This is a genomic window from Campylobacter lari, assembly GCF_001017575.1.
Taxonomy (GTDB): Bacteria; Campylobacterota; Campylobacteria; order Campylobacterales; family Campylobacteraceae; genus Campylobacter_D; species Campylobacter_D lari_C.
In genome coordinates, this window is sequence record NZ_CP011372.1 from 609,840 (window position 1) to 633,500 (window position 23,661).

At 29.4% G+C, this 23,661-nt stretch carries 20 protein-coding genes and 3 tRNA genes; 20 read left to right on the plus strand and 3 right to left on the minus strand.

The features are described from left to right. Window positions 1-101 precede the first annotated feature (101 nt). From CD56_RS03295 to CD56_RS03310, 5 genes are read left to right on the plus strand one after another with little or no spacing between them, the layout of a single operon-like run. Window positions 102-1,544 (plus strand): alanine/glycine:cation symporter family protein, encoded by a 1,443-nt coding sequence (locus tag CD56_RS03295; protein ID WP_047208171.1) that lies wholly within the window; start codon window positions 102-104, stop codon window positions 1,542-1,544. Then, a complete protein-coding gene (locus tag CD56_RS08355; protein WP_087685579.1) occupies window positions 1,544-1,684 on the plus strand; it encodes a hypothetical protein in 141 nt (46 codons plus the stop codon). The genes CD56_RS03295 and CD56_RS08355 overlap by 1 nt, the downstream gene beginning before the upstream one ends. 33 nt (window positions 1,685-1,717) lie before the next feature. Next, window positions 1,718-3,712 carry a glycine--tRNA ligase subunit beta gene (gene glyS / locus CD56_RS03300; RefSeq protein WP_047208172.1) on the plus strand — a complete coding sequence of 665 codons (1,995 nt, stop codon included), beginning with the start codon at window positions 1,718-1,720 and terminating at the stop codon, window positions 3,710-3,712. Then, complete coding sequence (gene pgp3 / locus CD56_RS03305; protein ID WP_047208173.1) at window positions 3,709-4,515, plus strand: peptidoglycan metallopeptidase Pgp3; 807 nt, start codon at window positions 3,709-3,711, stop codon at window positions 4,513-4,515. The genes glyS and pgp3 overlap by 4 nt, the downstream gene beginning before the upstream one ends. Before the next feature lie 2 nt (window positions 4,516-4,517). Further along, window positions 4,518-5,468: an SAM-dependent methyltransferase gene (locus tag CD56_RS03310; protein ID WP_047208774.1), complete on the plus strand. Its 951-nt coding sequence runs from the start codon at window positions 4,518-4,520 to the stop codon at window positions 5,466-5,468. Here the strand turns inward: CD56_RS03310 and CD56_RS03315 are convergent. Next, the gene (locus CD56_RS03315) at window positions 5,458-6,480 is read right to left on the minus strand and encodes a bifunctional 3,4-dihydroxy-2-butanone 4-phosphate synthase/GTP cyclohydrolase II (RefSeq protein ID WP_047208174.1); all 1,023 of its coding nucleotides are present in this window, start codon (window positions 6,478-6,480) and stop codon (window positions 5,458-5,460) included. The genes CD56_RS03310 and CD56_RS03315 overlap by 11 nt on opposite strands. A 107-nt stretch (window positions 6,481-6,587) precedes the next feature. On the opposite strand from CD56_RS03315, the gene CD56_RS03320 reads away from it, so the two are divergent. After that, window positions 6,588-6,662, plus strand: a tRNA-Gln gene (locus CD56_RS03320). A gap of 13 nt (window positions 6,663-6,675) precedes the next feature. Continuing rightward, window positions 6,676-6,751, plus strand: a tRNA-Met gene (locus CD56_RS03325). A 239-nt stretch (window positions 6,752-6,990) separates the two neighbouring features. Here CD56_RS03325 and CD56_RS03330 read toward each other — a convergent pair. Both CD56_RS03330 and CD56_RS03335 read right to left on the minus strand, forming a co-directional pair. After that, window positions 6,991-7,067 (minus strand) — tRNA-Ile (locus CD56_RS03330). 52 nt (window positions 7,068-7,119) lie between these two features. Then, entirely contained in the window at window positions 7,120-8,229 is a 1,110-nt protein-coding gene (locus CD56_RS03335; RefSeq protein WP_047208175.1) for an FtsW/RodA/SpoVE family cell cycle protein, read from the minus strand. Window positions 8,230-8,301: 72 nt separating this feature from the next. On the opposite strand from CD56_RS03335, the gene CD56_RS03340 reads away from it, so the two are divergent. Genes CD56_RS03340 through mnmC form a run of 13 tightly spaced genes read left to right on the plus strand, consistent with a single transcriptional unit; the run spans window position 8,302 to window position 23,600 of the window. Next, complete coding sequence (locus tag CD56_RS03340) at window positions 8,302-9,264, plus strand: RluA family pseudouridine synthase (protein WP_047208176.1); 963 nt, start codon at window positions 8,302-8,304, stop codon at window positions 9,262-9,264. Beyond that, window positions 9,218-10,432 carry a fibronectin type III domain-containing protein gene (locus CD56_RS03345; protein ID WP_047208177.1) on the plus strand — a complete coding sequence of 405 codons (1,215 nt, stop codon included), beginning with the start codon at window positions 9,218-9,220 and terminating at the stop codon, window positions 10,430-10,432. The genes CD56_RS03340 and CD56_RS03345 overlap by 47 nt, the downstream gene beginning before the upstream one ends. After that, window positions 10,432-11,622, plus strand: a complete 1,191-nt coding sequence (gene trmB, locus CD56_RS03350) for a tRNA (guanosine(46)-N7)-methyltransferase TrmB (RefSeq protein ID WP_047208178.1) — start codon at window positions 10,432-10,434, stop codon at window positions 11,620-11,622. The genes CD56_RS03345 and trmB overlap by 1 nt, the downstream gene beginning before the upstream one ends. A 33-nt stretch (window positions 11,623-11,655) precedes the next feature. Further along, window positions 11,656-12,312, plus strand: coding sequence for a cell division ATP-binding protein FtsE (locus CD56_RS03355; RefSeq protein ID WP_039628217.1), 657 nt, complete (start codon window positions 11,656-11,658; stop codon window positions 12,310-12,312). After that, the gene (locus tag CD56_RS03360; protein WP_047208179.1) at window positions 12,299-13,105 is read left to right on the plus strand and encodes an ABC transporter permease; all 807 of its coding nucleotides are present in this window, start codon (window positions 12,299-12,301) and stop codon (window positions 13,103-13,105) included. The genes CD56_RS03355 and CD56_RS03360 overlap by 14 nt, the downstream gene beginning before the upstream one ends. Next, window positions 13,102-14,277 carry a murein hydrolase activator EnvC family protein gene (locus CD56_RS03365; RefSeq protein ID WP_047208180.1) on the plus strand — a complete coding sequence of 392 codons (1,176 nt, stop codon included), beginning with the start codon at window positions 13,102-13,104 and terminating at the stop codon, window positions 14,275-14,277. The genes CD56_RS03360 and CD56_RS03365 overlap by 4 nt, the downstream gene beginning before the upstream one ends. A 55-nt stretch (window positions 14,278-14,332) precedes the next feature. Then, window positions 14,333-15,058, plus strand: coding sequence for a UMP kinase (gene pyrH / locus CD56_RS03370; protein ID WP_047208181.1), 726 nt, complete (start codon window positions 14,333-14,335; stop codon window positions 15,056-15,058). Window positions 15,059-15,067: 9 nt separating this feature from the next. Further along, complete coding sequence (locus CD56_RS03375; RefSeq protein ID WP_039618002.1) at window positions 15,068-15,286, plus strand: DNA-directed RNA polymerase subunit omega; 219 nt, start codon at window positions 15,068-15,070, stop codon at window positions 15,284-15,286. Then, window positions 15,270-17,459 carry a RelA/SpoT family protein gene (locus CD56_RS03380; RefSeq protein ID WP_047208182.1) on the plus strand — a complete coding sequence of 730 codons (2,190 nt, stop codon included), beginning with the start codon at window positions 15,270-15,272 and terminating at the stop codon, window positions 17,457-17,459. Before CD56_RS03375 ends, CD56_RS03380 begins: the two co-directional genes overlap by 17 nt. 13 nt (window positions 17,460-17,472) lie before the next feature. Beyond that, complete coding sequence (gene tyrS, locus CD56_RS03385; RefSeq protein WP_047208183.1) at window positions 17,473-18,675, plus strand: tyrosine--tRNA ligase; 1,203 nt, start codon at window positions 17,473-17,475, stop codon at window positions 18,673-18,675. Next, the gene (locus CD56_RS03390; protein WP_039628221.1) at window positions 18,675-19,772 is read left to right on the plus strand and encodes a nitronate monooxygenase; all 1,098 of its coding nucleotides are present in this window, start codon (window positions 18,675-18,677) and stop codon (window positions 19,770-19,772) included. The genes tyrS and CD56_RS03390 overlap by 1 nt, the downstream gene beginning before the upstream one ends. Next, window positions 19,765-21,768 carry an N-acetylmuramoyl-L-alanine amidase family protein gene (locus tag CD56_RS03395; RefSeq protein ID WP_047208184.1) on the plus strand — a complete coding sequence of 668 codons (2,004 nt, stop codon included), beginning with the start codon at window positions 19,765-19,767 and terminating at the stop codon, window positions 21,766-21,768. Before CD56_RS03390 ends, CD56_RS03395 begins: the two co-directional genes overlap by 8 nt. After that, window positions 21,765-23,600 carry a bifunctional tRNA (5-methylaminomethyl-2-thiouridine)(34)-methyltransferase MnmD/FAD-dependent 5-carboxymethylaminomethyl-2-thiouridine(34) oxidoreductase MnmC gene (gene mnmC, locus CD56_RS03400; RefSeq protein WP_047208185.1) on the plus strand — a complete coding sequence of 612 codons (1,836 nt, stop codon included), beginning with the start codon at window positions 21,765-21,767 and terminating at the stop codon, window positions 23,598-23,600. Before CD56_RS03395 ends, mnmC begins: the two co-directional genes overlap by 4 nt. Window positions 23,601-23,661 lie beyond the last annotated feature (61 nt).

Consider the following 23,661-nt stretch of genomic DNA (forward strand, 5'->3'; position numbering starts at 1 on the left):
AAAAAATAAAATAAATTTAACCTAAAATTATATTTTTTTTATGACAAATTCATTTTTTTATGATAAATTTATGCTCAGAAATTATAAAAAAGGAGATAAATATGGATTTAATATCCCAATTTGTTGCCTTTGTGAATAATCAGTATTATTCTATTTTAGTAATTTTACTTATTGTCACAGGGTTTTATTATAGTTATTTGACGGGTTTTGTGCAATTTCGAATGCTTCCTTATGTGTTTGATATCTTAACAGAAAAGCAAGAAAAGCATGAAAAGCACCATATTACTCCTTTTCAAGCTTTGATGATTTCAACAGCTTCAAGAGTTGGTATAGGAAATATCGCAGGTATTGCAGTAGCTGTTGTTTTGGGTGGGCCAGGTGCTTTGTTTTGGATGTGGGCTATGGCGTTTTTTGGTGGTGCCTCAGCTTTTGCAGAAAGTACTTTAGCACAGGTTTATAAAAGTCGTGATGGTAAAAGTTTTAAAGGTGGTCCTGCTTATTATATTAGCAAAGCCTTAAATTTAAAATGGCTTGGAGCTATATTTGCGGTGATTTTAATCATTACTTATGCTTATGGATTTAATGGTCTTCAAAGTCAAACTATGACTTCAGCATTTGAGTTTTATTATAAAGGTATGGTTGATGCTAGTGAAGTAAGCTTTGCTCAAAGTTGGTGGCCTATTGTAATAGGAGCAATTTTAGCTGTTTTTGCAGCTTATATGTTTTTTGGCGATCATACTAAAATAGGTAAAGTAAGCTCAGTTATCGTTCCTATTATGGCGATGATTTATGTTGGTTTATCTATCATAGCAATGTTTATGAATTTTGATAAAATTCCTGAAGTGTTTTCTATGATTTTTAAAAGTGCTTTTGATTTTGAAGCTATTTTTGGTGGATTTGCAGGTTCTGCTTTGGTTATAGGTATAAAAAGAGGATTATTTTCTAATGAAGCGGGTATGGGTTCAGCGCCAAATGCAGCAGCTTCAGCTCTTACAACTCATCCTGCAAAACAAGGGGTTATTCAGGCATTTTCTGTATTAATTGATGTGATTATTTGTACAAGTTCAGGATTTTTAGTGTTATTTTCACTTGCTTATGCAAATAATATCGGCGTAGATGGTAAGCCTATTTTAACAGCACTACCTTTGGTGCAAGAATCCATGAAAGAATATTATGGAAATTTAGGTGTGCATTTTACTACTGTTAGTATAGTTTTATTTGCTATTACTTCTTTGATAGGAAATTATTATTATGCTCAAGCAAATATTAAATACCTTACTCAAAATCCTATTATTATCAATCTTTTTAAAGCAAGCGCTGTGCTTATGATTTTTATTGGTGCAAATATGGATTTAAAATTTGCGTGGGATTTAGCTGATACTACCATGGCGTTTATGGCTACGATTAATATCATTTCTATTTTATTGCTTGGTGGTATAGTGAAAAAGGTATTAAAAGACTTTAGCGAGCAAAAAAGACAAGGCAGAGATCCGGTATTTAGTGCTTCAAAACTTGGTATTAAAAACGCAGAGTGTTGGGACTAATGATAGATTATATTATTATTGCTTTGTTTGTAGCTTTTATGGTTTTTCTTGTGTTTGGCTTTAACCGCCAAATGCAAGAAAAAGCTAAACAAAGAGAAGAAAAACTAAAAACAAAGAAAGATTTTAAAAAAAATAGGTAAAATACACTAAAAATTTTTAAAAAAGAGTGTAAAATGAAATTGTTAATAGAAATAGGCACAGAAGAACTTCCTGCTATTCCTTTATTAAAAGAGCTTCCAAATATTACTAAAAAATGGGAAAAGATTTTACAAGAGTATCATTTAGAATCTGAATTTAAATTTTTCTATACTCCTAGAAGATTAGTTTTTATTCATGAAAATTTTAAAGAAAAACAAGATGATTCTTTTGTGGAATTTATAGGTGCACCTAGGGCGATAGCTTATAAAGATGGAAAGCTTACTCAAGCAGGGCTTAGTTTTTTAGAAAAAAGTGGTTTAAAAGAAGAAGAGCTTGAATTTAAAGAAATTAAAGGCAAAGAAGTCTTGTATTGTCAAAAACAAGTGCAAGGATTACAGAGCAAAGCAGTTTTAGCTCAAATGATTGAAGCTTTCTTAAAAAGCTTGAGCTTTGGTAAAACTATGAGATGGGGCGATGGTAGTTTTGAATTTATTAGAGCTATTCGCTCGCTTTGTTGTGTATTAAATGATGAGTTGATTGAGTTTGAAAGCTATGGCGTTAAAAGTGCAAAAAGTACTTTTGTACATAGAAGTGTTAGTTATGATTTGATAGCTTTTGCGAATATTGATGAGTATTTTAAAACTTTAGAGCAAAATTATATTATTTTAGATCAAGAACAAAGAAAAAAGCTTATCATTGAACAGTTAAAGATGCTTGAAAAAGAAAATGATATTACTATTGCAGAAGATGATGAGCTTTTAGCTGAGGTTGTAGCTATTACAGAGTATCCAAAGGCATTATTAGGGCATTTTGAAAAAGAGTATTTAGAAATCCCAAGTGAGGTAATCATCACTTCCATGAGAGAAAACCAACGCTATTTTGCAGTATTTAAAAACAATACTTTAAGCAATCATTTTATTGTAGTTTCTAATGCGGTTTGCGAGGATTATTCTAAAATCATTAATGGAAATGAAAGAGTTTTAAGAGCAAGATTAAGTGATGCGATGTTTTTTTGGAAAAATGACTTAGCACAGGGCTTAAATAATGATAAAATAAGCCAAATGGTTTATCTTGAAGGACTTGGAACCTTAAAAGATAAAATCATTAGAGAACAAAAAATCGCTGCTAAGCTTTGTGAGGTTTTTGCTAATACTCAAAAAGATGAAATCTTAAAAGCCATAGAATACTCAAAAGCTGATCTAAGTACTCAAATGGTGTATGAATTTACTGATCTTCAAGGCATTATGGGATCTTATTATGCCAAGGCTATGGGTATGAGCGATGAGCTTGCTTTGGCGATTAAAGAACAATACCTTCCAAATGGCGATAATTCAGCTATGCCAAGTAATGAATTTAGTTCTATTGTAGCTTTAGCTTATAAATTTGATACACTTATGGGGCTTTTTTCGATGGGAAAAATCCCAAGTGGTACAAAAGATCCTTATGCTTTAAGAAGAGCAGCAAATGGTGTTTTAAAAATTATCCTAGCTTTAAATAAAAATTTTGATCTTAAGATATTTTTAGAAGCAATAGCTAGTGAGTATAAAAGCTTTGATTTGAAAATTTTATTAGATTTTATCTTAGAGCGTTTATATACTTTTTATGAAGTAAATGCTTCTTTTGTTAAAGCTGTGCTTAGCTCTAAAACTTATGATGTTATTTATATTGATTCTTGTATTAAAGCTTTGATTCAAAGTGCAAATAAGGCAGATTTTAGTCAAAATTTTGCTACCTTTAAGCGTTTGGCGAATATTGCAGTATTGAGTGAAGTTCAAATTAATGAAAATTTGTTTAATACTCAAGAGGAAAAAGATTTATATCAAGCTTTTATGCAGTGTAAAACAAAAGAAAATAATACACAAGAGCTTTTAGAAAGTCTTTTTGCGCTAAAACCACAAATTGATGCTTTTTTTGATAAAGTGATGATTAATGACAAAGATGAAAATATCAAAAATAATCGCCAAGCTTTGGTGTGTGCAATTTATCGTGAGTTTTTAAAAATAGCTGATATTAAAGAGCTTAGTGTATGAGAAAAATTCTTTTTTTTCTATGTTTTTTAATTTTTACTTTAGAAGCTAGAGAGATTGAGCTTGTAAAAGGGCAAGTGGTTTTTTTAGAATTTGATAAAAGTAATTTTTTGCAAGTTAGTTCAAATTCTAAAAAACTTCCTTTTTTTGAGTATAAAAATAAAATCGTTGTTAGCATAGCTATGCCTTATAAAAATCCTAAAGATAGAAAGTTAATAGCTGAATTTAAAGATAATTCTAAAGAAGAAATTGATATAAAATTTAGCGAAGGAAACTATAAAAAAGAATTTTTAAAAGTTAGTGCTTCTAAGGTCAATCCACCTAAAGAAACACTTGATCGCATTAGCAAAGAATATCAAGAAGCTATTAAGGTTTATAATACTTATACTAATACAGCTTTATTTGAAGGCAATTTTACATACCCTTTAGAAAGTAAAATTACAAGTGATTTTGGAAAAGCAAGATTGTTTAATGATACTCTTAAAAGTTATCATAGCGGAACTGATTTTAGAGCAGCAAGTGGAACAAAAATTTATGCGAGCAATGATGGTATTGTAAGGATTGCTTCAAATCGTTACTATGCAGGAAATTCAGTGGTGATTGACCATGGATATGGGATTTATTCTCAATATTATCATCTATCAAAACTTAATGTAAAAGTAGGACAAAAGGTAAAAAAAGGCGAGCTTGTAGGTTTGAGTGGAGCTAGTGGTAGGGTTACAGGGCCACATTTGCATTTTGGAATTTTAGTTAATGGTGTGCAAGTTGATCCACTTGATTTTATCGCTAAATTTAATGCTTTATAATGATAGCTTTTAGTGAGTTTTTTCAAAATTGGATTGATAAATATTACTCCCAAGCTGTGAGTGTTGGCAAAAATGGAGATTTTTATACTGCAGTTAGTGTGGGAAATCTTTTTGGAGTGCTCTTAGCTAACCATTTTTTAGAACTTATAGATGATAAAAAACTAACTTTACCGGTTGAAGTTGTAGAAATAGGGGCAAATGAAGGGCATTTAATGCTTGATTTCATACAAGCTTTATACACTCTTAGAGCTGATGTTTTAGAGCAGATTGAGTGTTTTATCATAGAGCCACATGAAAAGTTAAGATGTGCTCAAAAAAAACTTTTTGATGAGTATGATTTGGACGTGAAAATTTATAATTCTTTAGAAGAATGTCATTTTAAAAATGCCTTTTTTTATGCTAATGAATTATTTGATTGTTTTGCGTGTGAACTTATAAAAGATAGAACAATGGCATATGTTGATGATGATTTAAACATTGTTTTTAAGCTTATGAATGAAGATCTTTTAAAAGAATGTGAAAAATATGCTATCACTAATAGTGAGCTTTGTATCTCTTATAAGCCTTTTTTATCCAAATTAAAACAAACTTGTGAAAAACTAACTTTTGCATGTTTTGATTATGCAAAAAAAGAAGAAAAAATTAGTATTAGAATGTATAAAAATCACCAAGTGTATAATCTTTTTGAAGAGAATTTAAAAGATTTTTTTGCTAAAAGTGATATTACATATAATGTAAATTTTGACCATTTTTTACAAGTTTTAAAAGAAGAGGGCTTTGAAGTGTTAGAGTATAAAAACCAAAATCAAGCCTTAATTGACTTTGGCTTAGAAGAAATTATCGAGCATGCTAAAAATACTAACCCCCAAATTTGTAAAAACTTTACCAGCCAAAGTAAAAATTTGATGTTTAACTTTGGCGATAAGTTTAAGTTTTTAGAATTTAAGCTTTAAAATCACTGCTTGTAATATCAAGCCCAAAACCTTTTAAGCCTATAAATTCTTTATCGGTATTTTGACTTAGAAGTTTGATTTTTGAAATTTTTAAATACCTTAAAATTTGCGCTCCTATGCCGTAATTTTTAAATTGTGTGTTTTCTTGTTTTTCATTTTTCATGAAAATGATTACGCCACCTTTTTGGCTTAAAAACTCAATTTGTTTTAATAATTCATTAAATTTATTAGAAGTTAGAAGCTCAAAGTCGCTTCCACTAAGATAAAATTTAACATTCTCACATTCTTTCAAAGCGCCAAAGCTAAAAGCTATATGTTCATTTTCATTATGATCTTTAAAAGTCATTTTTTTAGCTTTAAAACCTGCTAAAATACTGTCTTCTTCTTTGATTAAAGAAATCAAACTTTCATTTTTTAAACGATACTCGATTAAATCTGAAATAGTAATCATATTAATAGCATGCTTTTTGCAAAACTCAAGCAAATCGCTTCTTCTAGCCATATCTCCATTATCTTTAACAATTTCACATATCACGCATGCTTCTTTTAATCCTGCCAAGCGACATAAATCCACTGTTCCCTCGGTATGGCCTGTTCTTTCTAAAACTCCGCCTTTTTTTGCTATCAAAGGATTAATATGGCCAGGACGCACAAAATCACTTGCCTTTGCATTATCATCAGCAAAAATTTGTATAGTCATATCTCTTTCGTAAGCACTTACTCCTGTTGTTGCATTTTTTGCATCAACGGTTATGGTAAAAGCTGTTTCGTGATTTGATGTATTTTTAGGTACCATTAAAGGTAGTTCAAATTTTTTAGCTAAGTTCTCACTCAATGCTACACACACCACACCTCTTGCGTGAGTAATGGTAAAATTTATTTTTTCTTGTGAGCTAAATTGCGCAGGGAAAATTAAATCTCCTTCATTTTCTCTATCTTCTGCATCTACCATTACTAACATCTTGCCATCTTGAAGTTCTTTTATAGCTTGTTCTATGCTTATATATCCCATAAAATTATTCCTTGATAATATTTTTAAAAATATTATAGCATTTTTCTTGACATTATGTAAAAAATAATATATAATACCACTTTTAATTTAAAAATTACTTCATTTATTGGGGTATCGCCAAGCGGTAAGGCAACAGGTTTTGGTCCTGTCATTCAGGGGTTCGAATCCCTTTACCCCATCCACTTCATATGATGCCGCGAAGTAGAGCAGTGGTTAGCTCGTCGGGCTCATAACCCGAAGGTCGGGAGTTCAAATCTCCCCTTCGCAACCAATTCCCTATAAAATTTTTCAAAGAATTTAAATTAATTATAGAGTAAATAAAAAACTGTTAATCTTACTTTTAATGATTTTCATTAGTCTCTTGAGTATTGTTAATACCCTAATTAAACATATAAGAAATTTGAAATTATGTGCTTTTTGGCTTTAATATAAAACATATAAAAATAATCAAAATAGAATATAATTTAAAAAAAAGTTTTAACCAAAATAAAAATACGAGATTAAATAAAATGGTGGATTTAGCAGGACTCGAACCTGCGACCAACCGGTTATGAGCCGGTTGCTCTAACCAACTGAGCTATAAATCCGCCAGAAGTTAAAATAAAAATGTTATTATATCTTTATTTCCTTAATTTAAATTTAGAATTTTATTTTTACCGCTTTTTCTATTGCTAAATATCTAAAAGTTATTAAATTTTGTAAAATTCCAAAGAAAATCATAAAGGTAGCAAAAGAACTTCCACCATGACTAAAAAATGGCATAGGTATACCAACAACAGGAGCAAAACCTATGGTCATTGATATGTTTACTGCTACATATATGAAAATAAATAAAGCAATGCAATTTGTCACTACTCTTGTAAAATAATCATCTTTGAGCTTATAATTTAAACTCAACAAATGAAAAATGAGTAAGGTATAAAGTAGTATGATTATAACTGCACCGATAAAACCAAATCTTTCAGACAAATATGCAAAGATAAAATCACTCGTAGAAATAGGTAAAAATTTAAAATGTGTTTGTGTGGCTTCATCAGCCTTTTTTCCGCTCAAACCACCGCTTCCTATTGCAATGATGGATTGTTTTACATGGTAACTTGGCTCTTCAGCTAAGAAATCATGAATTCTTTGTTTTTGATAAGGTTTTAAAAAATCACTATAAATAATAGGTGAAGCTATAGCTATAGCTAAAACAATACTAAGCCAAATTTTATAATTTACTCCTATAATAAAAAGTGTTCCAAAGCCCACTATTAAAAGTACTAAAGCTGTTCCTAAATCAGGTTCTCCTGCTATAAGTAAAAATGGGAGTAAGATATAAAAACTTAGCTTTAAAAATTGTTTTAAACCATAGCCATTATGAGGTGGTGGGTTTTGATAAATCAAATAAGCTAACATTAAAATAAAAGAAGGCTTAAAAATTTCAGAAGGCTGTATGGTAAAATGCGTAAAAGGTATCTCAAGCCATCTTCTAGCACCAAGTTTTTCAACACCAAAAATATCCACACTCAAAAGTAAAGCTATATTAATCCAATATAACACGGGTATAAGCCACATTAATCTTCTTAAAGGTAAAAAGAAAAAAAATGCAAATCCTGCAAAACCCACTAAAGTATAGATAAATTGCTTTTCAGCTAAGCGTGTGTTTGCTTCATAAATTAAAAGAAAAGATATAGCTACGATAGGTAACACTAAAAGAGGTTGAACAAAATCAAAATGCGTTAGAATTCTTCTATCAAGTTTTATCAAAGCTAACCTTTTTTACAAAATATTGTGTAATTATATGCTAAAATTGCAAATTTTATCACAAGGAAATATAATATGCTAAAAATTTCATCGCTTTGTGAAGAAAGATTGGATATTTTTTTATCAGATATACTTAAACAAAGTCGTTCGCAAGTTACTAAACTTATCAAAGAAAACTGCATATATATTAATGAAAAATTAGAAAATAAAAGTTCTAAAAAAATAAAACAAAAAGATGAAATAAGCATTTTTTTACCTTTAGCAAAAGAAGCCAAAGAAAGTTACATGCCTGAGTTTGACATAGAAATTTTATATGAAGATGATGATGTTTTAGTTTTAAACAAAGCTCCTAATGTTGTCGTGCATGGTGCAAGTAGTGTTAAAGAAGCGACTTTGGTGGATTGGCTTTTGCATAAGGGTTATGCTTTATCAAATTTAAATGGAGAGCATAGAGCAGGGCTTGTGCATAGACTTGATAAAGGCACAAGCGGAGCTATCATCATAGCTAAAAACAATCAAGCACATCAATTTTTAGCAAATCAGCTTTTAGATAAAAGTATGGGTAGGTTTTACCTTGCTTTGAGTGAATTGCCTTTGAAAAATGATAAAATGAGTAATGAAAAAGCTATTATGCGTTGTCCTAATAATAGGCTTAAAAAAATTACTACAAATACCAAAAATCCTTTAGCAAAAAATGCAAAAACAGATTTTATAAATTTATTAAGTGCTAAAAAATGCTCCTTAATAGCTGCTAAGTTATACACAGGAAGAACCCATCAAATCAGGGTGCATTTGGCAGATTTTAATCGCTATATTTTAGGAGATGAATTATACGGATATAAAGGAAAAATAAAGTATAATAGAGTAATGCTTCATGCGTATTTGATTTATTTTATTCATCCTAGGACTAAAGAGTTAATGTTTATAAAAGCTCCTATGTTTGATGATTTTTATCAAATTTTAAAAGAAAATTTTACACAAGGAGAGATAGATGAAAAAACTTCACTGGATTATCTTAAGTTCTGCTTTGGCTTTTAGTGCTTGTAGTACAACTATGAGTTCGCCTCAAATTGCTCAAGTAAATGATACTTTACCAAAAATTTCAAATATTAAAAGTATAAGTGATATTACAAGTATAGCTTTTGAATGGGAACCATTGTATGATCAAAATATAGCAGGCTATTATATTTATAGGGCAAATGCAGCTGGTGCACCTATGGAGCTTATAGCAAAAATTAAAAATAAATTTCAAACTCATTATACTGATACAAATTTAGAGCCAAATACAAGGTATTATTATTCTATGAAAACTTTTAATGAGCTTGGACAAGTTTCTCAAGATGGCGTGAGTATAGAAGCTTTTACAAATAGAGTGATTGATCCAGTGCCTTTTGTACAAGCTATTGTGGGTTTGCCAAATCGTGTAAAAATAGTTTGGAGACCACACCCTGATGTAAGAGTAAATTCATATATCATTGAGCGTGCAAATATGAAAGATATGAAATTTAAAGAATTAACTAGGGTTAAAAATCGCTTAAGCGCTGAATACATAGATGATTCATTAAAGCCTGATGAGAGTTTTCAATATAGAATCATAGCTTTAACTTATGATGGTATTAAAAGTACTCCAAGTAAGATAGTCGAATCAACTACCAAAGCCCTTCCTCCTATGGTAAGTAATTTACAAGCAAGTAAAGATGCACCAAGAAAAATCATTTTAACTTGGGATAAAATTGATTATGCTGATTTTGCTTATTATAAAATTTATTCAAGTTCAACTACCTTTTTACCTTTTAGTATAGTAGCTAAAACTTCTGAAAATACTTATGAAGATGTAGTTAAAGGTGTGGCTGAAAAAAGATATTATAAAGTGAGTATGGTGGATAAAGATGGCTTGGAAAGTCCTATAGCAAGTGAGCCTGTAGAAGGTATTACCTTAGGGGCGCCATTAGCACCAAGTATTATTTTATGTGCAGTTGAAGATGATGGTATTAGAGTTGAATGGGTTGATAATGATGATAGAGCTAAAGAGTATATAGTTAAAAGAAGTGGTGGTGGAAGCAATGCTGTGTTTAAAGAGATTAAATCTAAACAATTAAAAGATATTACTGCGGCTCCTGGAAAAGTGTATAGTTATGAAGTTATAGCTATTGATGCAAATGGTATAGAATCAAAAGCTTCTGATAAATTTACAGCGGTGAAATAATGCCAAATTTTAAGTGTAAAATTTTAAAAGAAATTCAACTTCCTTTTGAAAAAGATGAGGTTGAATTTTTATGGCTTGCTAAAGGAGAAAATGTTGATTTGCTTTTTACACGCATAAAGCAAGAAAACTTTTTTTTGCAGATTAAAAAAGATGAAAAAAAACAAGAATGGCTTATTAAAGGTGAAAAACACACTAAACCTTCGCAAATTGGGTACTTGCAAAAAGCTTTGCTTGTGTTTAAAGAAAATTTCACTCAAGATGTAGTTTGTGAAGCTGTGGCGTTAAAACATACAAGGTTAATCCAAAAAACACCTTTAATTGCTAATGATTTAAAAGAGTTGTTAGAGCAAATAAAAAGCAAAAAGCAAATTTTTATTGAAATAGGTTTTGGAAGCGGTAGACATTTGCTTTATCAAGCAAGATCAAATCCTGATGTATTAATAATTGGTATAGAAATTTACACCCCTGCATTAGAGCAAGTAGCTAAACTTGCCTTAAGCGAAAACTTAAATAATGTTTTATTAATAGAAACTGATGCAAGATTATTATTAAGCGTACTTGAATCTAATCTAGTAGATAAAATCTTTTTGCATTTTCCTGTCCCTTGGGATAAAAAGCCTCACCGTAGGGTAGTGGGGTTAAATTTTGCAAATGAATGCGCTAGAGTTTTAAAAGAAAATGGACAATTTGAACTAAGAACGGATAGCTTTTTGTATTTTGATTTTACTTTGGAAACTTTTTTAACTTTTTCACATTTAAAAACTTTAATCAAAAAAAATGAAAATTTAGAAATTTCAAGCAAATACGAAGATCGCTGGAAAAGACAAAATAAAGATATATATGATTTAATCATTAGTGGTTTTAGTAAGAGTGAAAGTTTAAGCAGGAATCAAAAATTTGCTATTGAAGATCTAAGATTAAGCATAGAAGAATTAGTTTATATAAAAAAGAATTTTAAAAATGAGGTTTTTAAAGGTGAGGATTTTTTCTTGCATTTTGAAAAAATGTACATTAAAGACGATGAGCTTATCATCAAAATAGCTTTTGGTGCTTTTTACAAGCCTGAACATGTTTATATAGCTTTAAATACACAAAAAATAGAATTTATCTTTGAGCAACCCTTTAAAACTAAAGAAAATTTAAAAGCTATAGAAAAATTAAGAGAAATATTGTATTCTTATATCAAATAATAATTTATAAAATAAATTAAGGAAAAAGCAGTGATGATAGAAGCTAAAAAGCTTTGTCTTGGTTATGATGAACTTGTTATAGAAAATGCTAGTTTTTCGCTAAAAGATAATGATTTTGTTTTTATTACAGGAAAAAGTGGTAGCGGGAAATCAACTTTGTTAAAATCTTTCTATGGGGATTTGGAGCCAATAAGTGGAAGCTTAAAGGTTTGCAATAATGATTTAACGGATATTTCTAATGCTGAACTTTTACAGCTTAGGCAAAAAATAGGAATTATTTTTCAAGATTATCGTTTGGTGCAAGAATTTAGTGTAGAAAAAAATGTAATGCTACCTTTGATGATTAAAGGTTATAGTAAGAATGTATGCAAAGAACAAGCTGCAAAGCTTTTAAAGCATGTAAATTTAACTTTCAAAGCCGATAAAAAGCCAGCTCAGCTTTCAGGTGGAGAGCAACAACGCGTGGCTATGGCAAGAGCCTTGGCGCATAATCCAAAATTACTCTTATGCGATGAGCCAACGGGAAATTTGGATGAGTATTCTTCAGATATCATATGGACTTTATTAAAATCAGCTAGAGAAATACTTGGAACTTGTGTGGTAGTTGTTACGCATAGAATTCCTACTAATTTAAGACTTGATTATCGTCGTTTTAATATAGAAAATGGGAGAATGAATGAAATCTTTTAAAAATCATCTTTCTTTAATATTTGCTTTAATGGTAATGATGTTTGCTTTTGAATTTTTAATCATTACAAATAAAACTATAGAGCATTATGAAAAACTTCTAAATAAAGATTATAATATTATTTTAGTAGGAAAAACTCATTTAGATAAAAAAAACATAGAAGATCAAGTAAATCATTTTCAGTCTTTAGAAATTTTAAATCCAAATGAAATGATAGATAGACTTAAAAATGATATATCAGCTAAAAATATAGAAGTTTTAAAGGCTACATTGCCAAAATTTTATACTTTAAAACTCAATAAACTTTTATCAGAAGATGAGCTAAATGCTTTAAAAGATAAGCTTTTAAAAAATCCTAACATCACTAAAGTAGAAACTTTTGCGAAAACACATACAAAAATTTACAAACTTTTGGTTTTAGTGAAATTTTTATTATGGTTTTTCTTGTTTATTATAATATTGCTTAGTTTTGTATTATTGCTTAAGCAAATGAAAATTTGGCTTTTTGAGCATACTCAAAGAGTTGAAATCATGTGTTTACTTGGGGCGCCGTTTTGGTTTAGATCTTTTATGCTTTATAAGATTGTTTTTATTGATTGTTTTATAGCATTTTTATTGCTTGTATTATTTTTTACCCAAGTTTATGATCTTGAATCCATTAAACTAGCTTTGCAAAGTGTGGATATTAGCTTGCCTAAAATAAGTATTTTCACGCATTTGTTTTTGATTTTTTTAGCAATGCTTTGTGTTTGTTTTGCTTGTGTGAATTTTGTAATGTTTAAGGTTAGAAAATGAAAAAATGCTTTTTGCTTTTTTTGTTTTCTTTTTCTGTTTTATTTGCAAATGAAATTGCACAAAAGCAAAAAGATATTAAAGAAAATGAACGCATAGTAAAGCAACTTTCTAAAAAATTAGAAGATTTAGCAAGCGAAATTTTAGATAATGAGAAAAATTTAAAAAAAATTGCTTCAGAAATTAGCACTTTAACTTCAAAAACTTCTAAGCTTGAAAGCTCGGTAAAAACTCAAATAAAAGCGCTAGAGCAACTCAATGCGCAAAATAAAGATCTTTTGCAAAATAAAAACAAAATAGAAGGAAAAATAATTGATTTAATTGCTAAAGATTTTGCCTATGATTTGGCAATTCCTAAAAATTATATTGAAAGTGAAGATAGTATCATAGCTTTAGAATTAGTTGGGGTTTTAGATAAAATTTTCAAGGAAGAATTTTACCAAATTTCAAAAGATTATGAAGATATAAGCAAAAAAATAGAAGAAAAACAAACACAAATTACCACAATTAATAGCAATTTAAAAGTTTATAAAGATCAAATTGATGAGCTTAAAAATCTTAGAAAAAAGCAAGAGCAAGAAATAGCTAAGCAAAAAACAGATAAAGAAATTTATACTAGAAAACTTTCTAATTTACAAGCCCAACAACAAGAATTAAGAAAAACACTTAATAAATTAAAAATTATCAAAGAAAAAGAAGAAGAAAAATTAGCACAAAAAAAAGAAGATAAAAAGCCAAATTCAAACATAAAACAAGTGGGTTCAAGCTATCAAACAAGTAGTGTCAAGCGCTATAGTGGTCCTAAGACAATCGCCCCTTTAGAATCTTACACAGTAAAACAAAAATTTGGAAATTACATAGATCCTATTTATAATATTAAAATTTATAACGAAAATGTAGTTTTAAAAAGTGATAGCGCTAATGCTGCAGTAAGAAATGTCTTAGATGGTAAAGTGGTTTTTGCAAAAGCAACTCCAACTTTAAAACAAGTTGTGATTATCGAAAATAAAGATGGTATACATACTATTTATGCACATTTAGATAAAATTGCACCTGGGGTTAAAGTAGGTAGAAATATTAAAAAAGGTTATATTATAGGCAGGGTTGAGAGTGATTTAACTTTTGAAGTAACACAAAAGAATTTTCATATTAATCCTTTAGAGATGATTAAATAAATTAGTTTTTTTTAATGCGAATTTTGATATAGTTTCAAATCAAAGGAGAAATTTAATGAACAATAAAAGAAAAAGAGTATTGGTTAAATTTTCTGGGGAAGCTTTGGCTGGAGAAAATGGGTTTGGTATAGAAAATTCTATTTTAAAATACATAGCTTCTGAGATAAAAAGCTTAATTAATGAAAATGTTGAAGTAGGTATAGTAATAGGCGGTGGAAATATCATTAGAGGGGTATCTGCTGCAAGAGATGGACTTATAAAAAGAACAAGTGGCGATCATATGGGTATGCTTGCTACTGTGATTAATTCTATAGCTATGCAAGAAGCATTAGAAAGCGCTGGACTTGATGTAAGGGTTCAAAGTGCTATCCAAATGGAAGCATTTTGTGAAACTTATATTATGAGAAGAGCACATAGACACTTAGAAAAAGGACGTATAGTTATCTTTGCTTGTGGCACAGGTAATCCTTATTTTACAACAGATACTGCTGCGACTTTAAGAGCGGTAGAAATTCAAGCGGATATGATCATCAAAGCGACTAAAGTAGATGGAATTTATGATAAAGACCCTAAAAAATATGATGATGCTATTATGCTAAATGAATTAAGCTATGAAAGAGCTTTACATGATAATATAAAAGTTATGGATGATACAGCAATAGCTTTAGCTAAAGATAATGTTTTGCCTATTGTGGTATGTAATATGTTTAAAGAAGGAAATTTATTAAAAATTATTCAAGGCGATATGAGCTTATGCTCTATTGTTAAAAATCAAGATTAAAGGTAAAAAATGAGAGTAGAACAAATAGCTGCAAAAGCATTAAAAAAATTAAAAGATGATAGATATAAACTAGCTCTTGTAGTGGCTAAAAGAGCTGAAGAGCTTGCAAACGGTGCAGAACCTTTGGTAAATTTAGATAAAAATAAATACAAATATACCGACATTGCTTTACATGAAATAGCAGAAGACAAAATCGTTTTAGAGGGATTTATTGAAGCTAGTAAATGATGAGTTATTGTTAGATAAACTTGTTGATGATGTTAAAAATTGTAAGGATTTACAAAGAGCAAAAGAAATCCTTTTTATGGTTTTTCCACAATCTGCTGTTTTAGAAAAAGCAGTAGATTTTTGTATCCAAAAACACGAAGGACAATTTAGAAAAAGTGGGGAACCATATGCAGTTCATCCTATATTAGTAGCTTCTTTTGTGGCATTTTTAAGCCCTGTACAGTCTATGATCATCGCTGCATTATTGCACGATGTGTTAGAAGATACAAATTGCAATGAAGAGGAATTAAATGCAAATTTTGGTGAAGAGGTAACCAAATTAGTTCAAGGCTTAACTAAAATAGTCAGTATTAGAGAAGATCATCTTACACGCTCTAATTCTAATGAAAAACTTGCAAAATCTGCTTTAACTTTTAGAAATATGCTTTTAGCTGGTGTTGAAGATGTGAGTGTGCTTGTAATAAAACTTTGCGATAGATTACACAATATGCTTACTTTAAATTTTTTAAGAGAAGATAAACAAAAAAGAATCAGCGAAGAAACCTTGGTAGTATATGCACCTATAGCTCACAGACTTGGAATTTCAAGTATAAAAAATTTACTTGAAGATTTAAGTTTTAAATTTTTACTACCCGATGAGTACGCACAAATTGATAATTATATAAATGCAAAAGATCAACAAATTCAACTTGGATTTAATGAATTTATTTCAAAGATAGAAATGTTATTTTTAGAGAATGGTTTTAGGCAAGGCAGTTTTGTTATACATAAAAGAATTAAACATAATTATTCTATTTATTTGAAAATGCAAAGAAAAGGTGTAGGACTTGATGAGGTTTTAGATCTTTTGGGTGTAAGAATTTTGGTAGAAAAAGTTTATGATTGTTACTTGGCCTTAGGAATTTTACATACGCATTTTAATCCTTTAATCTCAAGATTTAAAGACTATATAGCCTTGCCAAAACAAAATGGTTATCAAACCTTACACACAACACTTTTTGATGCAAAAAATATTATAGAAGCTCAAATTCGCACCTTTGATATGCATAAGACTGCTGAATTTGGCGTGGCAGCACATTGGAAATACAAAGAAGGAAACATAACAACACCAAATTTAGATTGGCTTGCAGATATTTCCATGCATGGTAAAGAAGAAGGAAATAATATACAAGATTGTGATGCTATTGAGCTTTATGAATATGCAAAAGATAGTTTATATATAGAAGATATAGCGGTGTATTCCCCAAAAGGTGAGATTTTTACTTTGCCGCGTGGAGCCACGGCTTTGGATTTTGCATATGAGGTTCATACTAAAGTAGGGCTTCATGCAAAAACTGCTTTTGTTAATCGTATGAGAGTGCCACTTTTAACTGTGTTAAAAAATGGAGATATAGTTAGCATTGAAACTTCAGAGGAAGAATTTTTTAGATGTTCTTGGATAGATAGTGTTAAAACAGGAAAGGCTAGGGCTAGTATAAGAGATTTTTGTAAGCAAAAGAAAAAAGAATTAAATAATAAAATTGCTATAAATCTTTTATCTACAGTATTTAATAAAGATTCTAAGCTTATAGAAGAGTGGCTTGAAAAAGAAAAATTTAACAAAAAGCTCAGACAAATTGCCTTGGATTTTAATTATTTTAAAGAGGTAATTATAGCTCTTAGAAAATATGTAGGGCAAAATCAAGTAGCTAAATTTGAGCAAAATGAGCAAAAATTTGAAAGTATAGTAATTGGTTCTAACTATAAAATAACCACGATTAATTTTGATTATTGTTGTAGACCTAAAAGAGGGGATGAAATCATTGCTTTTAGACACTCAACTGGAGCAACGATACACCATAAACTTTGCGAGCAAGCAATGAAAATGATAGAAGATAATAAAGAAATGGTTTTTGTTTCTTGGAATGATAGCTCGATAAAAAGTTACAAAATCATCGTTTCTATAGAAAATAAAAAAGGTTCTTTAGCAGATTTTCTAACTACTTTAGCTAAAATGCAAATTAATGTTTTAAGTATCAATTCAGCTGATTCAGAGCCCGTGGTGGCAAATTATTTTGAAGTGCAGGTTGAATTACCTAATAATGTAGATGTTGAAAATGTAAAAGAAAGATTAAAAGCTAGATATAAAATCTTGGATTTTACATCTTTAAATGATGCGTATAATAATCACTAAAAAAGGTTTTATAATGAATATTGAAGAAATTATTAAAGAAATTAAACGAGGAATAGCAGAAATTATTGATGAAGAAAGATTAGTTTCTTTAGTAAAAAATTACTATGAAAAAGGTGAAAATTTTTTTGTAAAGGCTGGTTTTGATCCTACAGCTGCTGATTTGCATTTGGGTCATACTGTAGTTTTAAGTAAGATGGCTTTGCTTCAAAAGCATGGAGCTATAGTGCAGTTTTTAATAGGTGATTTTACTGCTCAAATCGGTGATCCAACAGGAAAAAGTGCTACAAGAAAAAAGCTTGATAAAGAGGAAGTGCTTAAAAATGCCAAAACCTATGAAGAGCAAGTTTTTAAGATTTTAGATCCAAGTAAAACTCAAATTCATTTTAATTCTAAGTGGCTAAATGAGCTTGGTGCTGCTGGTATAGTAGAACTTACTTCGACTTTTAGTGTTGCTAGAATGCTTGAAAGAGATGATTTTACCAAGCGTTTTAAAGAACAAAGTCCTATATCAATTTGTGAGTTTTTATATCCACTTTTACAAGGTTATGATAGTGTTGCATTAAAAAGTGATATAGAAATGGGTGGAACGGATCAAAAGTTTAATCTTTTAATGGGTAGACAGCTTCAAAGAGTATATAATTGCCAAAAAGAGCAAGCGGTGATGATGATGCCATTACTTGAAGGCCTTGATGGTGTAAATAAAATGAGTAAAAGCTTGGGAAATTATATCGGTGTGACTGAAAATGCCAAAGATATGTATGCTAAGGTTTTGAGTATAAGTGATGAGTTAATGTTTAGATATTATGAGCTTTTAAGTGAAAAAAGCTTAAATGAAATTTCACAAATAAAAGATGATATTAAAAATGGTTCATTACATCCTAAAAAAGCTAAGGAAAATTTAGCTTTGGAAATTACTGCACGTTTTCACTCAAGCGAATATGCGCTAAAAGCTAAGGAAGAATTTGATAAAGTTCATAGTGCAAAAGAGCTTCCTAGTGATATGCCAAGTTTTGCCTTGGAAGGTAGTATTTGGCTAGCAAAAGCTATAGTAGAGTGTAAAATGGAAAGCTCTACTTCAGCAGCTAGAAGATTGATTAATTCTAATGCAGTAAGTGTTAATGGAGAAAAAGTTCAAGATGAACAATACCAACTAGAAAGCGGTGAATATATTTTACAAGTTGGAAAAAGAAAATTTGCAAAATTAAAGGTAATATGATGAGTTTTAAAGCTTTAAAAATTGGAAAGCATGAGATAAAATATCCTATTTTTCAAGGTGGTATGGGACTTGGTATAAGTTGGGACAAACTTGCTTCTGCGGTTTCTTTAAATGGTGGATTAGGGATTATTTCTTCAGTAGGAACTGGATATTATGAAAATAGAACACATATAGATAAAGAGTTTAATGCAAAACCTTATGGTAGTGATAATTTTTACTCAAAAGCAGGTTTAAAAGCCTTGATAGATAATGCTAGAAAGGTTTGTAAAGACGCACCTTTAGGCTGTAATATTTTATATGCAAGTAATAATTATGCGCAAATTGCACGCAATGCTTGTGAAGTTGGTTTTAATGTAATAGTTTCAGGCGCAGGGCTTCCTACAAATTTACCTGAATTTACACAGGATTATCCTGATGTTGCTTTGGTGCCTATTGTATCATCAGCTAAAGCTTTAAAAATTATCTGCAAAAGATGGCAAAGTAGATATAATCGCTTGCCTGATGCAGTTATAGTTGAAGGACCAAAAAGTGGTGGACATCAAGGTTTTACTTATGAGCAATGTTTAATGGATGAATATCAATTAGAAAATGTAGTACCACAAGTTGCGCAAGAAATTAAAAACTGGGGAGATATACCATTAATCGCTGCAGGTGGAATTTGGGATAAGCAAGATATAGAAAAAATGATGTCTTTAGGGGCAAGTGGCGTTCAAATGGGAACTCGTTTTATAGGAACTTTTGAATGCGATGCGAGTGATGATTTTAAACAAGTATTGTTAGATTGTAAAAAAGAAGATATTGAGCTTTTAAAATCTCCAGTTGGCTATCCCGCAAGAGGAGTAAGAACTAATCTTTTAAATTTAGTTGATAAAAGAATGGGGCCAAAAATTTCTTGCGTGAGTAATTGTGTTGCACCATGTGGCAGAGGCAAGGAAGCTACTAAGGTGGGTTATTGTATAGCAGATAGATTGTATGATGCTTGGAGTGGTAAAAAAGAAACAGGCTTATTTTTTACAGGGGCTAATGGATATAGACTAGATAAGCTTATTAGTGTAGAAGAGCTAATGAAAAAATTAGTTAATGGTGAAGATGCTTAGAATATTTTTTATTTTTTTATTATTTTGTCTTAGTGTTTTTGCTAATGCAGAAGTTAAGAAATTTGATCAAAATTTTTTAACTTCTAATTCAGAAGAAAAACTACAATTACACCAGCAGTTAAAATCTTTGTATATACAAAGTGTGATTAATGATAATAATGAAGAAAAAAATGAGATTTTAAAAAGATTAATCATAAGTTCAAATTCTTTAGGTTTTGATGATAAAGCTTATGTGCAAGAGCTTAAAGAAAGTGGGGTAAGCGAAGAAGAAATTTCGCGTTTAAAAAACGCTTTAAAAGTTATACAAGATCAAAAAATAAAAAAAGAACAACCAAAAATTGAAACTAATACCACATCACCTATTAATAAAAAAGAAGATAAAAAAGAAGATAAAAAAGAAGATAAAAAAGAAGATAAAAAAGAAGATAAAAAAGAAGATAAAAAAGAAGATAAAAAAGAAGATAAAAAAGAAGATAAAAAAGAAGATAAAAAAGAAGATAAAAAAGAAGATAAAAAAGAAGATAAAAAAGAAGATAAAAAAGAAGATAAAAAAACTCCAGTGCAAAAAGAGCTTTTTGTGCTTGATGTTAAAAAATTAGACAATGGTATCTTGCTTGATTTAAGTGAAAAAATCAGCCAAAAAGACGTTAAAAACTTTACCCTCAAAGGTGATAAGAATTTTCGTTATGTTGCAGATTTTGATGGAATTTTAAAAGGACCTAAGAGAGCTTTTGAATTTAAAGATTTTGATATTATCGTATCACAATTTAACCCAACAAGTATGCGTTTGGTCTTAAGTTCAAAAAAGGAATTAAAAATCAAAATAGAGCTTAAAGATCAAAGTCTTTTTATGGGACTTGAAAAGGTAGAAAAAAAAGAAGAGCCCAAACCTATAGTTAAAAAACAAGAAGAAGCTAAAAAAACAGAAGTAAAAAAAGAAGTTGTTAAAAATGAGCCTTTGTATATTTTAAAATCAAGTAAAGATAAAAATGGTATTAATTTAAAATTAAACAATGATATTGATTTTGAGGATATTAAAATCAATTCTTTTAAAGATGGTAAAACATATCGTTCTATTGTAAGCTTTGAAGCTATTTTAGAAGGTGATAGAAAAAAAATCGATATTAATAAAAATCAATCTATCACAATAGTACAGTTTAATAAAACTACAGTAAGAGTTGTTTTAAATTCTACTAGTGATTTTAAAACTAATCTTGATTTAGATGATGAGGAATTGTTTATAGGTTTTGAAAAAAAGGTTAAAAAAACACCAACAAAAACTGCCTCAAAAACAACAAAAACTACTATTAAAAAATCAGGGAAAATCATAGTAATTGACCCAGGTCATGGAGGTAAAGATCCAGGTACTTTGGGTGATAAGGGTGTTAGAGAAAAAGATGTAGTTTTAAGTGTGGCTTTAAAACTTGGCAATGAGCTTAAAAAACGTGGGTATAAAATTTATTATACTAGAAGTACGGATAAATTTATAAATTTAAGAGATAGAACCTCTATGGCTAATGAAAAAATGGCAGATTTGTTTATTTCTATCCATGCTAATGCAGCTCCAAATAAACAAAGAGCTAAAACTCTTGAGGGTATTGAAACTTTCTTCTTATCGCCTGCAAGAAGCGAAAGAAGTAAAAAGGCTGCTGAGTTAGAAAATCAATCCGATTTTGAAGAGATGAATTTCTTTTCCAAACAAACTTTTTTAAATTTTTTAAATCGTGAAAAAATAGTTGCTTCAAATAAATTAGCTATTGATGTGCAAAAAAAGATTTTAAGTAATGTAAGAAAAAAATATAAAGTTGTGGATGGTGGGGTTAGAGAAGCTCCTTTTTGGGTTTTAGTGGGTGCACAAATGCCTGCTATATTGATTGAAACAGGTTATATTAGTCATCCTAGCGAAAGAAATAGATTAGTAAATAAAAATTTCCAAGAATTATTAGCTATTGGCATTGCTAATGGTATAGAGAGTTATTTTTATAAAAATCAATGAAAAAAGCAAATATTATCATTAAAAACAATGCACCTTTTTCTTTGGATTTTGATGATTATTATTTTAATTCTAGTGATGGTTTAAGCGAAAGCAAATTTATATATACAAATGCTTTTGAATTTGAAAACAAACAAACTATTGTAGCAGAACTTGGTTTTGGTATAGGTTTAAATTTTTTCCTTACTTTAAAGCGTTTTATAAAAGAAAAAAAAGAAAATCAAAGGCTATTTTATCTTAGTTTTGAAAATTTTTATATAGAAAAAGATAAATTAAGAGAAATTTATAAAAACCTTGGTTTTTATGAGGAATTTAGAGAGCTTTTAGAGCAATTTTTTAAATTTTATCCTCCGTGTAAAGATGGAGTTTATAGATTTTATTTTCAAGATTGTTTTTTAGATTTAGTATTTGGCGATGCTAAAGAAAAGTTACAAAATTTAGATTTTAAGGCTGATATTTGGTATTTAGATGGTTTTGCTCCTGCTAAAAATCAAGAGATGTTTGATGAGGATATTATAAACAAAGTTGCTAAAAATTCAAAAATAAATGCTAAGGTTTTAACCTTTTCCTCTGCAAGCATTTTAAAAAAAGCTTTAATTAATAATAATTTTCAAGTACAAAAAATCAAAGGTTTTAGAAAAAGGGAAATGATACAGGCTGTTTTTAATGGCTTTGAGTTTGAAGATAAATTTGCTTATTTTAACACCCCATGTTTGAAAAAAGAGATACAAAAAATAGCCATCATCGGAGCAGGTATAGCCGGAGCTAGTATAGCTTATGAGTTTTCTTTAAGAAATGTTCAAGTAGATGTTTTTGAAAAAGAAAATTCACTAGGAAAAGGTGCTTCTGGAAATATCAATGGAATTTTAAGTTCTTTGATTTTAAAACCTGATGTTTTGTTAGGCGAGTTTTCACAATATGCTTTTTTAGAGGCTAGTAGATTTTATAGGCAAATTTTAGATTTAATTCCCCAAGGGGTTTATGAATTTGCTCATAATGAACTTATGCAAGAGCGTTTTAATAGTCAAAAAGATAATGTTTTATTTGAAATTATTAACAATCAAGCTTTTTTAAAAGATGGAGCTTGCATAAAACCTCAAGAGCTTGTGAAAATGCTTTTACAAAAAAGCAAGGCTAGGGTGTTTTTTGAGTATGAATTTAAAGATTATTCTTATGAAAATGAAAAGTTTTCTTTGCAATTTAACAATCAAAAAACATTAAAAGATTATGATGTGCTAATTTATGCTCAAGGCGCTGATGTTAAGAATTTTTTAGAGTATAAATATATGAAATTAAGTAGTGTTAGAGGTCAATGCACTCATTTAAAACCATTTTTAAAAAATTCTCATGCTTTATCTTCAAAAGGCTATATTTGCCCTATCAATGAAGAATTAAATTTGCAACTTATTGGTGCAAGTTATGATAGGCTTAATCAAGACACAACGCTTTTAAAAAATGATGATTTGCAAAATATTGAAAATATAAAAGAATTTTTACAAGGTGAAAATTTAGAAATTATGGGTGGTAAAGTAGGATTTAGATCATATTCTAGTGATAGATTTGCCATAATAGGTCAAGCCTATGATGAAAATTTTTATATGCAAAATTATAAGGCACTTTTATGGCATAAAAATAAAAGACAAGTAGCACCAAATGAATTTATTCCTTTGTATTTTTCTATTGCTCATGGATCTAGAGCTTTTGCTAGTGCTATTATTGGAGCTAGAATGCTTAGTGCATTAATCTTTGATGAGCCAAAAATAGAAAAAGATTTTTTGCACGCTACTCATCCTGCAAGATTTTTAATACGTCAATTAAAAAAAGGAAAACAATAATTTTATTTTCGCTTTATTTTTAAAAATATAATTATATATTTAATTTAAAAATACGGGGGGG